The 13751-nt window shown below is 58.1% G+C and carries 11 protein-coding genes and 1 pseudogene; 3 read left to right on the top strand and 9 right to left on the bottom strand.

Going from position 1 to position 13751, the window contains the following annotated elements; genetic code table 11:
- The 3 genes from JQ616_RS28035 to JQ616_RS28045 form a co-directional block, all read right to left on the bottom strand.
- Positions 1 to 366: acetamidase/formamidase family protein (locus JQ616_RS28035; RefSeq protein ID WP_212020204.1), on the bottom strand; the 366-nt coding region annotated here is incomplete at its 3' end.
- A 91-nt stretch (positions 367 to 457) separates the two neighbouring features.
- Positions 458 to 2044 carry a sulfite reductase subunit alpha gene (locus JQ616_RS28040; protein ID WP_212020205.1) on the bottom strand — a complete coding sequence of 529 codons (1587 nt, stop codon included), beginning with the start codon at positions 2042 to 2044 and terminating at the stop codon, positions 458 to 460.
- Positions 2041 to 3813, bottom strand: coding sequence for a NirA family protein (locus JQ616_RS28045; protein WP_212020206.1), 1773 nt, complete (start codon positions 3811 to 3813; stop codon positions 2041 to 2043). Before JQ616_RS28045 ends, JQ616_RS28040 begins: the two co-directional genes overlap by 4 nt.
- Before the next feature lie 481 nt (positions 3814 to 4294).
- Here JQ616_RS28045 and JQ616_RS28050 point away from each other — a divergent pair, with 481 nt between their 5' ends.
- On the top strand, positions 4295 to 5296 hold the full coding sequence (locus JQ616_RS28050; RefSeq protein WP_212020207.1) for a GlxA family transcriptional regulator: 1002 nt from the start codon (positions 4295 to 4297) through the stop codon (positions 5294 to 5296).
- A 549-nt stretch (positions 5297 to 5845) separates the two neighbouring features.
- A complete protein-coding gene (locus JQ616_RS28055; RefSeq protein WP_212020209.1) occupies positions 5846 to 6337 on the top strand; it encodes an SRPBCC family protein in 492 nt (163 codons plus the stop codon).
- Positions 6338 to 6590: 253 nt separating this feature from the next.
- On the opposite strand, the gene JQ616_RS28060 is transcribed toward JQ616_RS28055, so the two are convergent.
- The 6 genes and pseudogenes from JQ616_RS28060 to pqqA form a co-directional block, all read right to left on the bottom strand.
- Positions 6591 to 7211 carry a response regulator transcription factor gene (locus JQ616_RS28060; protein ID WP_212020211.1) on the bottom strand — a complete coding sequence of 207 codons (621 nt, stop codon included), beginning with the start codon at positions 7209 to 7211 and terminating at the stop codon, positions 6591 to 6593.
- Between the two features lie 325 nt (positions 7212 to 7536).
- Positions 7537 to 8526 carry a PQQ-dependent catabolism-associated beta-propeller protein gene (locus JQ616_RS28065; RefSeq protein ID WP_433996009.1) on the bottom strand — a complete coding sequence of 330 codons (990 nt, stop codon included), beginning with the start codon at positions 8524 to 8526 and terminating at the stop codon, positions 7537 to 7539.
- A gap of 35 nt (positions 8527 to 8561) precedes the next feature.
- Positions 8562 to 9715 (bottom strand): annotated as a pseudogene (locus JQ616_RS28070) (ABC transporter substrate-binding protein).
- A 35-nt stretch (positions 9716 to 9750) separates the two neighbouring features.
- On the bottom strand, positions 9751 to 10977 hold the full coding sequence (gene pqqE / locus JQ616_RS28075) for a pyrroloquinoline quinone biosynthesis protein PqqE (protein WP_212020215.1): 1227 nt from the start codon (positions 10975 to 10977) through the stop codon (positions 9751 to 9753).
- A gap of 5 nt (positions 10978 to 10982) precedes the next feature.
- Entirely contained in the window at positions 10983 to 11291 is a 309-nt protein-coding gene (gene pqqD / locus JQ616_RS28080) for a pyrroloquinoline quinone biosynthesis peptide chaperone PqqD (RefSeq protein WP_212020878.1), read from the bottom strand.
- Positions 11292 to 11737: 446 nt separating this feature from the next.
- Positions 11738 to 11818 carry a pyrroloquinoline quinone precursor peptide PqqA gene (gene pqqA, locus JQ616_RS28085; RefSeq protein ID WP_212020879.1) on the bottom strand — a complete coding sequence of 27 codons (81 nt, stop codon included), beginning with the start codon at positions 11816 to 11818 and terminating at the stop codon, positions 11738 to 11740.
- A 696-nt stretch (positions 11819 to 12514) separates the two neighbouring features.
- Here pqqA and JQ616_RS28090 point away from each other — a divergent pair.
- Positions 12515 to 13726 (top strand): ABC transporter substrate-binding protein, encoded by a 1212-nt coding sequence (locus tag JQ616_RS28090; RefSeq protein ID WP_212020217.1) that lies wholly within the window; start codon positions 12515 to 12517, stop codon positions 13724 to 13726.
- The last annotated feature ends 25 nt before the right edge of the window (positions 13727 to 13751 follow it).

Raw genomic sequence — 13751 nt, forward strand, 5'->3', positions numbered from 1 at the left:
CGGGAAATGGTCGGTGAGGAAGCCGCCGCCATTCTGCTTGGAGAAGAAGCCGTTGAAGCCCCACAGGCTCTCCTTCAGGGGACCAACGTCGAGCAGGTCCACGACCAGGAGGTCGCCGGGCTCGGCGCCCTTGACACCGATCGGGCCAGACAGAAAGTGCACGATCGAGAGATCGATGTCGCGCACGTCGTCGGCGGAATCGTTGTTCTTGATGAAGCCGCCGGTCCAGTCGACGGTCTCGATGATGAAGTCGTCACCGGGGCTAACCCACTCGACAATCGGAACCTCCGGATGCCAGCGGTTGTGAATCTTGTCGTTTTCATAAGCCGACTTGGTGAGATCGACCTTGATCAGTGTGTCTGTCATTGAGTGCATCCCTGCTTGGTTAATGACGTGGAATGAGCTGGCGACTGGGCGCTGCCGGCCTAATTTCTCTTCAATGCCTCGATTGGGGCCCCTAGTAGACGTCCTGCTGGTAGCGGCCTCGTTTCTTTAGATCGGCGACGAATGCTATGGCGTCGTCCGTGCTGCGTTTTCCGAACTCAGCGACAATTTCGACGAGCGCTCGCTCAACGTCTTTCGCCATACGTTTAGCGTCGCCGCAGACGTAGAAATGCGCTCCGTCCGCCAACCATGACCACACCTCCTGTCCCGACTGGCGCATGCGGTCCTGCACGTAGAATTTTTGATCGCTATCGCGCGACCACGCTAACGACAGACGCGTCAGCAGGCCCTTCGACCGCATGGCCTTAAGCTCGTCGGAATAGAAGAAATCCAAGTCGCTTCGTTGATGACCAAAGAACAGCCAGTTGCGTCCAGATGCGCCCAGCGCGCCGCGCTCCTGAAGAAACGCGCGGAACGGCGCTACACCCGTTCCAGGTCCAACCATGATAATTGGGAGATTTGGATCCGCAGGCAGGGCGAATCCATGCGCCTTTTGAACATAGATCGGCAGCTTCTCTCCGGACTGTATGCGTTCGGCCAGGTATGTCGAAGCGGCACCGAGCCGACGGCGCTTACCGGCTTCGTATCGGACAACATCGACCGTGAGCGACACCTTGGCCGGCGAGGCCCTATACGAAGACGAAATCGAATAGAGCCTTGGCTGCAGAGGCTCGAGCGCCTCAACAAACGCCTCTGGATCAGGTCTGGCTTTGCTAAATTTCTCGAGGGCCGCCAGCACATCGAGCGATGCCGCATCCCCGTCGGGATCTTCACCGGATGCCAGCGCCCTCGCCTTTTGACGCGCTGTCCCACCTATAATGTATGACAGCAATTGGAAGAGCGTATCGGGTGCCGGCGATAGCGATACGCGCTCCGTAAGGATGGTCTTCAGGGCCACCTCGCCAATGACGTGGTCAGGGCTCGCGCCGAGCGCGGCGATCACATCGCCGACGAGAATGGGATCGTTCTTCGGAAACACTCCCAAAGAATCTCCCACCTCATAGTCGAGTTCTGTATCGGTCAGATCGAAATCGAGATGCCAAGTCTCTTTCTCCGAGCCAGCCTTGTTGAGACGTAACCGTGAGAGAAACGCCGCCTCAACCGGGTTGTCGCGCGACCTGCCGCGTTCGCTTGTGCGAATCTCGGATACCGCGGGCACGACCTCAGCTGCGGGCTTGAGACCGGATGACGCGTCGCCTCCCAGTTCGGCGTACAGTGCCTTCAGCATCCTTGCGGTTTCTTTTCCGCCTGGAACGCAAAGATTGAGGCGCGCCTCCGATCGATTGGCGATAGCGTCTGCGTAGTCGCTGCAGTTGAAACCGCACTGGCCGCAATCTTGCTGGGCCATGGCTGCCATCATTCGCCGCCGCAGTGGCCGGTTCTCCGCCAACTTCATGCGCTCCGCGATAGGCATCGTCTGATCGTGCCAAGGCGCGGCGCCATCGTCTCCGTCGCTCGCGACTCCCGTCGGTACCGCGGGAGATGCTCCGTCGTCAGGCTCGAACAGACCTGCGAACAGGCCATTGAGCCAAGCGCGTTGGGCGTCCGAAAACGGCGCGGAAGGCGAGATAACCTCTCGCGGAGGCATAACGGAAGTCATGCCGCGGCTTCCGCCTCAGCGAGTTTCTTGAGCGCTTCACCATCGTATCGGCTCGCAAAGACCACGAAAGGCTCATCAGGCGCAGTACGATTCGCAACGTACGCGCGCAATAGCGATTCCACGAATGACGGCGCTTCGTCTGCCGGCACATCCCTGAAGACCTCCTTTCCGAAGGTCCCATTCGGGCCAAAGCTACCCCCGGCATAGATATGATAGCCTTCGACGGAATCCTCTTCCTCGTTCTTGCTCACCTTGGTGCCCAACAAGCCGATATCGCTAATGCCAGCCTGCGCGCAGGAATTTGGGCATCCGGTGACATGGATATTCAGCGGAGTGTCGATAGCTACCCGCTCTTCGCACCACGATGCGATTTCCAACGCGTGGCGCTTCGTGGCCGTGTTGGCGTACTTACAGCCTAGCGTGCCAGTGCAAGCCACGAGGCCGGTCCGGATCGGCGATGCCTTCACGGCCAGGCCAAGCGCCTCGATCGCCGCAGTCGCCAACGGCACGTTATGGTCAGCGATCCCGGATATGAGAAGATTTTGCCAGATCGTCGTCCGAATATCGCCATCACCAAGATCGTGCGCCAACTTGGCTAGGCCGCGCACCTGCTCGCTTGTCATCATGCCAAGCGGCATGGCGACTCCGATCCAATTGAGCCCTGCCTGCTTCTGGGGGCGTACACCGATATGCGCAGTGCGATCGGCCGGCGGACGGTCCGAAATCGCGTCCGCCGACACTCTGGTCAGCTTATTTCCGTAGCGCTCTTCGACGAGCTCGAAGAACTTGTGGGGCCCAATTTCGTCCAGCAGATATTTTAGTCGTGCTTTGTTGCGCGCTGCCCGATTGCCGTAGTCGATGAAGACCCGCACGATCGCGACAGAAAGCTTGGCTGCATCTGACGGCCGGACAATTACCCCGCTGTCCTTTGCAAAAATGTTGTGTGGCGGCACACCGCCGATCCAAAGGCGGAACCAGATGCCTGGCTCGACACCGAAACCGTCCTTTATGTTGGTAGCCACAAATGCGACGTCGTTGCCCTCCTCAACTAGCGGAATAATTCCGCCTCCGTCGAATGCAACGTTGAACTTGCGCGGAATTCCGCTCAGTGATCTATCGCTGAGAAGCTGAAAATGAAGCTCTTTGCCATAGGGCCTCGTATCGAGCAGCTCCTGCGGGTCGATACCCGCGGCGGGATTGCCGATAACATTGCGCACATTGTCCGCGCCAGACGCTAGGCCGGTTAGGCCGATTTCCTGGTAAGCCTGAATAACGGTAATCGTGTCCTTGGATTGCACATCCCTGATCTGAAGATTTGCACGCGTGCTGATTTGCACTTTGCCGTTTCCGTATCGCTCCGTGAGGTTGGCCAGTTCAGCAAACTGCCAATGCTTAACGGACCCGTTCGGAACGCGGGCACGACACATATAGGTCTTGCCGACCATCGGCTGGAAAAACAGACCGAACCAGCGCCAGCGAAAAGCGTCCGCTGCTGATGGCGGAGAGTTCGTGCGAGATTCTTCTTTTAGCCGATCAAAGCCATCAAAAGGGTGCTGCTCACGTTTGATCACTTCCTGCTCTGAGAGTTTCTTTCCCTCGCCCAGGAAGCGGTTCTGCGCCCTAATGTGTGCTGCGTCAGGCCCGGTGGGCTCGGCGTCCGACGCAACAGTCTGCTTAGAGGGTCCGCGCAGCCCCGCACTACGTCCGAGCTGAAGGCCGGACATAAAGCCTTCGAGATAACGCTTCTGGACCTCAGTAAAGCCGTCCATCGATGTTTCCGTAGCCACGTTCAAATTCCGGTTCTATCAGAGCACACGCCGGCAGGCAGACGATCACGCGAGGTGCCGACTGCTTGCAGATTCCGTTAGTGAAATTCCGCACATCCTCACGATGCGCGTAAATGACGTATCCGCCTCCTTTCCTGCCATTGGCCTTGGTTCCAAACACGGAAGCACGCACTGTTGCCGCAGAGCATCAACCCTGCGGCGTTCGAATGATTAAGTCCTGCGCTATCCGATGAAAACTTGGGCATTGAAGTGTCTGGTTAACGCCTTGATGATACGCATCACTGCCTGAGCGAACCATGCGTTCAGCTCGCGGTACCAATTTTGACCGCATTCACCCCGCCGCGATGCAATAACGAAATAATCGGCCCGCCTCTTGCAGAGGAGCAACGGAACTGTTGAACTCAAGGCGGAAGCTTCGGCGACCGTGTCCGTACTTCCTCTGGTCACTTTGCGGGTAGCCTAGATGAGCACTGTGGTTGGTTTCCTTGCTTTCCCGGGCTTTCACATATTGGACCTCACGGGCCCCCTCGCCGCATTCGATGCGGCGTGCAACTTTCGGTCTCCAACGCCTTATGACATCCAAGTGTTGTCCGAGACGGGCGGGACTGTCGTCAGCTCCGCCGGTGTCGCGGTCCAAACAGTCCCATACCGGGGGGCCTCGCCTGATACGCTGGTCGTAGTCGGAGGCAGAGGCGCCGTAGACGCAGATGAGGTTGAAGCACTCGAAGGCTGCGTTAAATTTATCCAGAACGCCAGCACGACTTCGCGACGCATCGCGAGTGTATGCAGTGGCACGTTTATTCTTGCTGCGGCAGGTCTTCTCGATGGTCGTACGGTGACGACGCACTGGCGCAAGGCTACTCTTCTTCAAGAGATGTACCCCAACATCCAAGTCGACGCCGAAAGAATCTTTACGCAGGATGGTGGGATTTGGACGTCGGCAGGCGTGACTGCCGGCATCGATCTGGCACTTGCCCTTATTGAAGACGACCTAGGCGCGGACGTTGCGCGCGAGGTGGCTAAGGACCTGGTAGTTTACTATCGACGACCAGGCGGCCAGTCACAATTTTCGGCGCTGCTAAGTATGGATCCGCCGACCGATAGAATCCGCGCTGCCCTTGCGTTCGCTCGTGAACACATCGCCGAAAACCTATCGGTCGAACGCTTAGCTGAGGCAGCACATCTGAGCCCACGTCAGTTTGCTCGCGCGTTTGTCGCGGAGACTGGACAGACTCCTGCCAAGGCGGTAGAGGGCCTACGCGCCGAGCTCGCGCGACAAAAGCTGCAAGCCGGGTGCGAAAGCGTTGATGTCATCGCGCAGTCGGTCGGTTTCGGCGACCGCGAACGGATGCGTCGAGCATTCATGCGGAAGTACGGAACGTGTCCGCTGGCGGTCCGGCGCGATACGCGCGCGTTTGTAGATCGACCTGGCAGCCGAGATTGGGCACCAGCCCACCCCGCTTAGTGCGCGCGAACTGACGACCGCCGCATCCGTCGTTGTCCACGGATCTCCGGGCCTCGAATTTTCACGCGACAGCAGACGCGAATTGCCGTCTGACCCAATCTTGACGACGCTCAAGACCTGCACGGTGCAGCGCTCCTGCGCCCACGCGGCGTTGCCTAATCCGACCTAGCCCCACGTGGTGCACCTCGTCCTAGGAGGATCCGCCTATTTCGCCCGCACCGCGCAGAAACGCGCGGTCGAGAGGCAGGCACAAACGCTCGTCACCTCGCGACGTTCGGCCCCGGCGACAGAAACTGAGGTGTAAACGTCATTTTGTGTCGAACCCAAGGATCGTACAAAAAGGCGGCGCCCGATTTCTGAGCAAAATCGGGCGTCGCGGAAGGAAGATTTCCGCGCCCTTTTTAAGCGTTCGCTCGGGTGCATCTCGCGGCCCGGAGACCTAGTCAGAGTCGGTTGCGGCGCTAGGTGCCTGCCGTCGGGGAAACGCTAATTCTGGGAGTTCTAGACGATCAACGCGTGAGACGAAGGTCTCGGATAGGAGAAGAACGAATGCGCAAGAAGATGGTTGCCCTCTCTGCCTGTATGCTTCTGGCAGGTGTTGCAACGGCCAATGCGGTCGAGGTGAAGGAACAGATCGTTGTGTCCGCAAGCCCGGATGTCGTCTGGAAGGTGGCAAACGAATATTGTTCGATCAAGACTTGGGGAAGGGTCTTTTCGAACTGCACCCAAAATATGAAGGACGGCGTCGTGTGGCGCTTTCTGACCGTGAAAGACGGCGGTGGGATCGTGAAGGAAAAGCTTACTGATGTCAGCGACACCAGCTACAGCTACTCCATCATGGAGGCGCCGCTTCCGATCGAGCATCACACCGGCAAGATTTGGGTGGAACCCGGCAGCGATGCGAGCCACACGGTTGTGAAATGGCATGTATCGTTCGACGTGAAGGCAGGAAACGACAAAGCAAAGACGACCCAGGCAATTAATGACATCCTGGTCGCCGGCTTGGGCGGGATTAAGGAAATCGCCGAGAAGACCCACTGAACTCACTTCGGGAGCTGCACAAGCAAGTGCAGCTCCCGATTTCCGTTAGACATCTCTGTTTCTTCGTGACCCCAAGGTGTAGCCGTTTGGCCGATAGAAGTTGATGCTGCGGATTGCGCGCTGAGACCAACACGTCATCGCCATGCCGACCAGCGTGATCCCGAAGCAGACGTTATCGCCGCTTCATCAAATCGACTGTTGCGGATCTTAGGACGGCACCATCCGAAACGGCGTGCCGTGACATTGACCGGCTTCACGCCAACCCATTTTCGATCGCGAACCGAACCAGTTCGGACAGCGTACGCATGCCGAGCTTTTGGCGAATGATGGCTGACGTATTGGCAATCGTCTTATAGGATGCTCTAAGCTGCCAGGCCGCCTCGGACAGGCTTTTGCCTGCTCCTAGCAGTCGCAGAATTTCGACGTCGCGTGCCGACAGTTTCGCCAACGGGCCCTTGGTTGACTCGATCTGCCCGAACGCGAGACGTTCGGCGATCGATGGCGGGAGATATTGGCCGCCGCCGGCGACCCTTCGGATGGCTTCAACGAGATGCGTGGGCTCGCCTGACTTGGACACATAGCCCCGCGCGCCACTTTCGATTGCTCGGGCCGCGAAGAATGGATCCTCATTCATGCTGAACATGACGATCCGCGCGGAGGCCTTCCGCCCTAGAATACGCCTCGCGAGTTCTAGGCCGGAGACCCCGGGAAGATTGACATCGAGCACGCAAATGTCGGGTTCTTCGGCGACGAAGACGGCGAGCCCGGCATCTGCATCGACCGCATCGACAATCTCAACTTCCGGATGTGAAGCAAACAATGCTCGACAGCCGGAAGCAACAATCGGATGATCGTCAACGATCAGGATTCGCATGTGGTTGCAGCCGGATGATCCCGCCAAAGAAAATCAAGTACGGTGCCGGGCCGATGCCACCCGCATATCGTCCCTCGAAGAGGTCTGTCATTGCCGCACCCAACGATCTCGTCCGCGGCCGCCGTGAGCCGGCCAAAGGCGGCACGTATGTCGGTGGCTTTCGGCCCGCTAACACGGAGGAACAGCGGCGCGCGCACGGATATCGTGGTCGGCGATTGCTTCATCGAGCAGTAGCAGCCGCGGTCGATGAAGCCGTGGCTGCGCCATCTGGATGCATCGGGATCTGCGTCAAGCGATGGGATCGAGCCGGTAGCAGTAGCCGCCATCACCGATCCCTAGTCGGCGCGATCGCGATCCCCCAAGGCATTTCGCCAACCTGGATTGACTTGATCACCTTTTGCGCCGCAACGTCGATGACGGAGATGTCATTGGACGCGCCATTGGCCACCAGGAGGTATTTCTCGTCTGGCGTGAACGCGCCGTGCCACACCCGTTGGCCTACCAAGAGATATTTGAGTACTTCATGGCTGATTCCATCGACTACGGCGACGCGATTGGCCGGACCCAGATGGACGAAACCGAGCTTGCCATCATGTGTGAGATTGATGCCAACCGGTTGGATCTCCTCGCCCCGCAATCCAGGGATAGCGAATTTCACCACCTGCTTGGTTTTGCGCGCCGCCGGATCGACGATCGAAAGTCCACCGCCCACTTCCGATGTCACCCACAGCTCGGATCCGTCGGCTTTGAAGGCCGCGGAGCGCGGGCGGGCGCCCAGCAACAGGTTGCCAACGACCTTGCGCCCCTCAACATCGATGAAATGCGCCATACTCGTCGTCTCTGAAGTACAGACGACGATCCGCGCATCGGGACTGATCGCAACCCCCTCTGGTTCGATGCCGACTGCAACCTGTCCGACCTTCTGGCGCGTTGCAAGATCGATGATGGTCAGAAGCGCGCTGTTCTCGTTCGCCACATAGAGATATTTGTCGCCGGAATCAATCGCGAACTGTTCGGGGTCTTCGCCCGACGGCAGTTTGCCCGCGACCTGCAGCGTCGCCGCGTCGATGATCTCGATTGTATCGTCGTCGCCCACGGCAACATATACAAATTTCCCGTCCTTTGACGTCTCGATGCCGCGCGGCCGCTGACCGGTCTTAACTGCACCGGTGACTTTCATTGCATCAGTATCCACTATCGAGATCGAATTACTCTTCTCGTTGGAAACATAGGCTGTATAGGCAACGGCGGATGCCGCAGACGCCAATTGTGCCACAAAGATAATGGTGCAGCCTAGTCCAACCGGCGATCGCAATCTCGGTCTCTCCACGTGCTCTTTCCCCACAATTTTCAGTTCAGCTTACACTTGCTCGACGGGCGGTCGGTCCCAAGCGTATCCAGGCTTGAATATTGGTGCAGATAACCGTGTTGAGGCGAGACCGACACCGTATTACGGCCGTCGAACAGGAGAATCGGTTGCCTCAACTGCATATCCCAATCGCGCAGCGTAAGTTTCTGCCCCTTGAAGGCGGCAACTGAAAACTCCGGACTCTTGATGTAGTCCACTAGTTTCGCAACGTCCGCGGAGCCAGTGCGCACGGAGGCTTCGCCCACCATGCGCACTGCGGTCCAGACCTGCATATCGAGCGTGCTCATCGGTCGATGAAACTTGATAACAAAGCGATTCTGCAACTGCACTGCACCCCACTGATCGAACGCCGCATTCCAAGTGCCTGGGACGAGCCCTGCGGAACCCACGACCGGTCGCGGTACAAAGGTTCTGAAGGGCAGATAGCCGGCAAACACCTCGCTCTCATCCGCGGCAACCACGACGTCATGCTCGGGCGCCCCCTGCGTGAGCAGTGGCATTTGCCGTTGGACCTCAACGATGCCGCTGTCGGTGCGACGCGCGCCGCCGGTATCCTTGAACTCGCGCTCATCCACTATCTTAGCACCGAATTTGGCCGCGCTTCGCCGCAGCGCATCGGCGAACAACTTGTCATTGTCGTGGGAGCCCACCACCAGTAACCATCGCTTCCAATTCTTCCAGGTCAAATACTGCGTCAGTCCGTCGGACAGCATGGTCCGACTGGGAGCCACATGGATAACGTTGCCACGACAATCCTCCGCGCGTAGCCGCTCGTCGATTGCGACCGCATTAAGGATGAGCTGGCCGTGCGCCATGGCAGCACTGGCGACCGCTAGTAACCGCTCGGCGTCGAGGCTCGTCACGATCATGCCGACGCCCTCGTCTGCCAACTCCTTGACCGCCTCGGTTGGATCCTCTCCTTTCGACACCTCACGATCGACAAGATCGAAACCTAGGTTCAGGAATTGACCCGTGGTGGCGTTATCGTCGATTGCGAGTTGCGCTCCTGCGAGACCGTCATTGTCAGCCGGGACATCAAGCAGCGAGACCCTGATCTTGGAGGGTTTCATCCACATATAGCCGATCTTAAGTTGCTGGGAAGGCTCGCCAAAGCTGACGCCGCACCAGCCGACAGCGACGCAGAGGACCACGATCCCGAGACGCAATAAACTAGTCTCCTACCTCAGAGGTACCCTCGTTCTGGCCACGGCACTTCGTCGCGCCACTAGAGAAATTGCGATAGATGAAACGATTTTCTTCGGTGGCCGATTCGGCTTCGGCAGTCGCGAAAAGACGCGCGTGCACCGGCGACAGCGTGCAAGCAGGGTCGACATCACCCGCATTACCGGTCAGAGCAAAGGCCTGACAACGACAGCCACCGAGGTCCGTTTCCTTGTACTTACAGCTGCGACACGGCTCCGGCATCCAGTCGGTTCCGCGATAGCGGTTGAAGGCCTCAGAGTTTTGCCATATCCAGGCGATCGATCGGTTACTGCGTATTGATTCGAATTCGAGGCCCGTAATGGTCTCCGCAGCATGGCATGGCAATATCTTGCCGGCGGGTGAGATAGTGAAAAATTGCCGCCCCCAACCCCCCATGCATTTCTTCGGACGCAATGCGTAATAATCGGGAACCACGTAGTCGATCGCGAGGATTCCGTTCAGTCGAATTTGGGCCTCCTCTACGATACGAGTTGATTCCTCAACCTGCTGCATTGTAGGCATCAGCGCGGCTCTGTTCTTTAGCGCCCAGCCATAGTATTGCGCATTCGCGACTTCCAGCCGATCCGCCCCAAGATCTACCGCCATTTCGATGACATCGCGAAGCTCGCGCAGATTTTGTCGATGCATCACAGCGTTGACGGTCAGTGGCAGCTCGAGCTCGCGCGCCCACCCCGCAACTTGGATCTTCTTTGCATGGGCCCCCGCCAACCCGGCCACCCGGTCGGAGCTCGCAGTTTTACTGCCCTGAAAGCTGATCTGAATATGGCAAAGTCCGGCATCGACCAGGCGCCCTAGTCTCTCTCGGTCAAGTCGCACACCGGAAGTAATGAGATTGCAATAGAGACCAACGTCGCTGGCATACTGGACCAGTTCGATGAGGTCCCTTCGAATAGTTGGTTCGCCTCCCGAGAAATGGATCTGCAGCACGCCAATTTCGGCGAGCTCTGCCAGGATCTTCTTCCATTCCGACGTCGTCAGTTCGCTGCTCGCGCGCTCTAGGGTAACGGGGTTCGAGCAATATGGGCACTGCAGCGGGCAGCGGTGGGTTAGCTCGGCGAGCACAGCAAGCGGAATCCCGAATGACCGCGCGGCCGACGCACTACCCTCAAGGGTGGTCAGCGCGTCCACCGCGCCCTGTGGGGAGCCGCAGCTATCCTTACTGTGGCTTGTCATGAAATCTAACTCTCCCGGCCTTCGATCAAAAACCCCTTCTCAGCAAGAGCTCTTAACATTGAGAGCACATCACTAGCTATCTCGGCGCGGTCTGCTGTGTACGTTTCTGCGAGGATGTCAATCACCTGCATAACCGTCCGGTCGCCGTCGCACAGCTGTAGGACTTCCACCGCGATGTCATCCGGCGCCAACACGCGTTCGGGAGCGAGTATGACCCAGCGCTGCCGAACCCCATCGAACCTCAGCTTCGCGTAACGCGACAGCGCGGGCCGGCTCTCTTCGCTCATCGTCAAGCGCTGTCGAACGACTGGCATCAGATCCTCGTAGAGCCGAAACGGCGAGCCTTCGCGTAGGATCAGCAATCCGGCGACGGCATCGACCTCAGCATGGGGGATGATCGCTGGGTGCGATTCGCGATATGGCGCTGTCGTTTTCGCCGCGGACGCAGACAAGGTGTAATAATCAGTCGCTGGCGCAGCATTGATCAGTGACCAATTCTGGTGATGCTTCTGTACTTTCCGGTACCTGGCGGCCAACAAGTGCCTCCAGCCAGAGTGAACGCCCGCAGATCCACTGGTAGTCCCCCCGGCGCGCGCGCAGCGCACCATGACGCGCATCGAAGCGCTCTCATGAAGGCTGTCGCAAGGGGGACAAGGTGGCTGGAATCTCCACGGTCAAATGCCTTGAGGGAGACAAAGGCAAAGGCACCTCATGAAGACTCGATCGCCACCTTGTCCGGAGCTCTCATCGCGTAAGAGCTCTACCTCCGCGTCGCGCAGGCATACATATTGATCTCGAGCCCAACGGCCACTTCGACGATTTTTGGCGTCTTCCAGGTCATACACAGTCTCCATTGGTTCACTGAAGCGCGGCACCATTGCCGCCTCAGTCGATCGGGGCACGCGGACCGCCTTACAAAAGCGTCGGATCCGTTCCGCACACCTCGAACCGGCGAAGAGCAAACGTCAAATCGCTATTCGTATTTACGATCGCACAAGCACGCGGAAAATGACGTTTGCGCCTCGAATTCGGTCACGACCAGGAACAAGGCCGTTTGGCCGAGGATTTAGCGTGACCATTCAAGAAACCCACGGACGACGCGATTAACACTGAACAGCGTCGATGGCGCAGACTACTCACGCCGCCCGATCGAACGCGGCTGCCGTGATGTGAACGACCGGCTGCATCGACACTACTCGATTTCTTGCTTTTGAATTCGAACAAATTTGAAAGCAAGAAACAGAGGGACTCGAAATTGCTGCCGAAAACATAAGCGAGATTCGATTACGTTCTGCGCAGAGTTTACGAAATCGTTACGGGCGACTGTATTCGCTAGCTGTTCCACCTTGCTTTGCCGGCGCCGAAAACTGCTCGCCTTACGACCAGTCGGCAAACTTAGCGAGACTCCAACCGTCGCGAAGATGCTTGGTACGGAACTTGCTGAACTTCGCAGGATGAGCAATGCCGCACGATGCGCGCAGCATCGCGCAGGCGCTTTGTGCCACGGCACGCAATCACCTTAATGTCGGAGAGTTGTATGATTTTGATCTCGTCCCCCACCGGGTTGCGCGCGACGGTCGTCGCCGCCAACGCCTTGCTCGCGATCGCACTTGCTGGCACGCCTGCTTGGGCGCAAAAGGCCGAGCCTTGTATTGCGGGATCATGGGAGCTCACTGGCCCTATCGCGCATATGGGCTTAGCGGTTCGCATGGGTGTGGAAACTGCCGTTGATGAAATTAACGAAGCTGGCGGTGTACTTGGCCGGAAGCTCCGGGTCATTGCCTATGACGATCAAGGAGAGCCATCTCGTGCAGTCGACAATGCTCGACGCATCGGCGAGCAAGACAATTGTATCGCGATGATCGGCGGGTTCCGTACCCCAAATGCGCTCGCGATCCGCCCAGTCGTTTCTGAGATCGGACTGCCCTGGATGGGCGTCATGTCCGCCGGCACTCGCGTCATTGAGTGGGAGCAAGGCACAAACGAGTGGATGTTCCGCACCTCGATGAAGGATCGTTGGGTTGCACCATTTCTTCTGAAAAAGGCACTCGAGCGGAGTTCGAACAAGAAGATCGGATTGATGTTCGAGGCTACTGGTTGGGGTCAGGGCGCGGTGCCTGATATCGAAGCTGCTGCGAAGGGATTGGAAGTTAAACTGGTCGGCAAAGAAACGTTTAACCTCAAAGACCAGGACCTCAGCGCGCAGCTCATTCGCCTGCGTGACGGAGGCGCCGATACCGTCGTCTATTACGGCGTCGACCCGGAGGGCCAGGCCATGCTGCGGAGCATGGAGCGGATTGGATATAAGCCAACGATTGTCAGCGCATGGGGTTTGAGCGCCAAGCTCGGCGAGGCCGCCGGTACGCTTGCGGACGGAGTTTTTGTCGCAGGGACCTTCGCCTGGACCGGACAGCTTGATGCACGGGCTGAAGGGATCTGGAAGCGGATGAAGACCAAATTCTCCCTGGAAAATCCGGGTCAGGTCTCTATGCCCAGTGGCACGGCTAACGCCTACGACGCTGTCTACATCATCGCCGAAGCATTGAAGATCGCGGGCTCATTCGATAGGGCAAAGATGCGTGATGCCTTTTACAAGGTAAAGTACAACGGGATTACTGGTACTTTCGATCCCGCGTTCGAGCTAGCGGCCGAACGCCACGACTCGATTCTCCCGTCTCAATATAAGCTGCTGGCGTACTACAAGGGCTTGCTGATGCCCGTCGAACAGACGCCGTACGTAACCAAGTGAAATTGAAACAGGCCTGACGTATCGG

This window comes from Bradyrhizobium tropiciagri (genome assembly GCF_018130545.1).
In the GTDB taxonomy this organism is placed as follows: domain Bacteria; phylum Pseudomonadota; class Alphaproteobacteria; order Rhizobiales; family Xanthobacteraceae; genus Bradyrhizobium; species Bradyrhizobium tropiciagri_A.

Bases quoted from the DNA above. Each gene is read 5' to 3' on its own strand.
- JQ616_RS28040 (WP_212020205.1), bottom strand. From the start codon at position 2,044: ATGACTTCCGTTATGCCTCCGCGAGAGGTTATCTCGCCTTCCGCGCCG.
- JQ616_RS28045 (WP_212020206.1), bottom strand. From the start codon at position 3,813: ATGGACGGCTTTACTGAGGTCCAGAAGCGTTATCTCGAAGGCTTTATG.
- JQ616_RS28050 (WP_212020207.1), top strand. From the start codon at position 4,295: ATGAGCACTGTGGTTGGTTTCCTTGCTTTCCCGGGCTTTCACATATTG.
- JQ616_RS28055 (WP_212020209.1), top strand. From the start codon at position 5,846: ATGCGCAAGAAGATGGTTGCCCTCTCTGCCTGTATGCTTCTGGCAGGT.
- JQ616_RS28060 (WP_212020211.1), bottom strand. From the start codon at position 7,211: ATGCGAATCCTGATCGTTGACGATCATCCGATTGTTGCTTCCGGCTGT.
- pqqE (WP_212020215.1), bottom strand. From the start codon at position 10,977: ATGACAAGCCACAGTAAGGATAGCTGCGGCTCCCCACAGGGCGCGGTG.
- pqqD (WP_212020878.1), bottom strand. From the start codon at position 11,291: ATGCCAGTCGTTCGACAGCGCTTGACGATGAGCGAAGAGAGCCGGCCC.
- pqqA (WP_212020879.1), bottom strand. From the start codon at position 11,818: ATGACCTGGAAGACGCCAAAAATCGTCGAAGTGGCCGTTGGGCTCGAG.
- JQ616_RS28090 (WP_212020217.1), top strand. From the start codon at position 12,515: ATGATTTTGATCTCGTCCCCCACCGGGTTGCGCGCGACGGTCGTCGCC.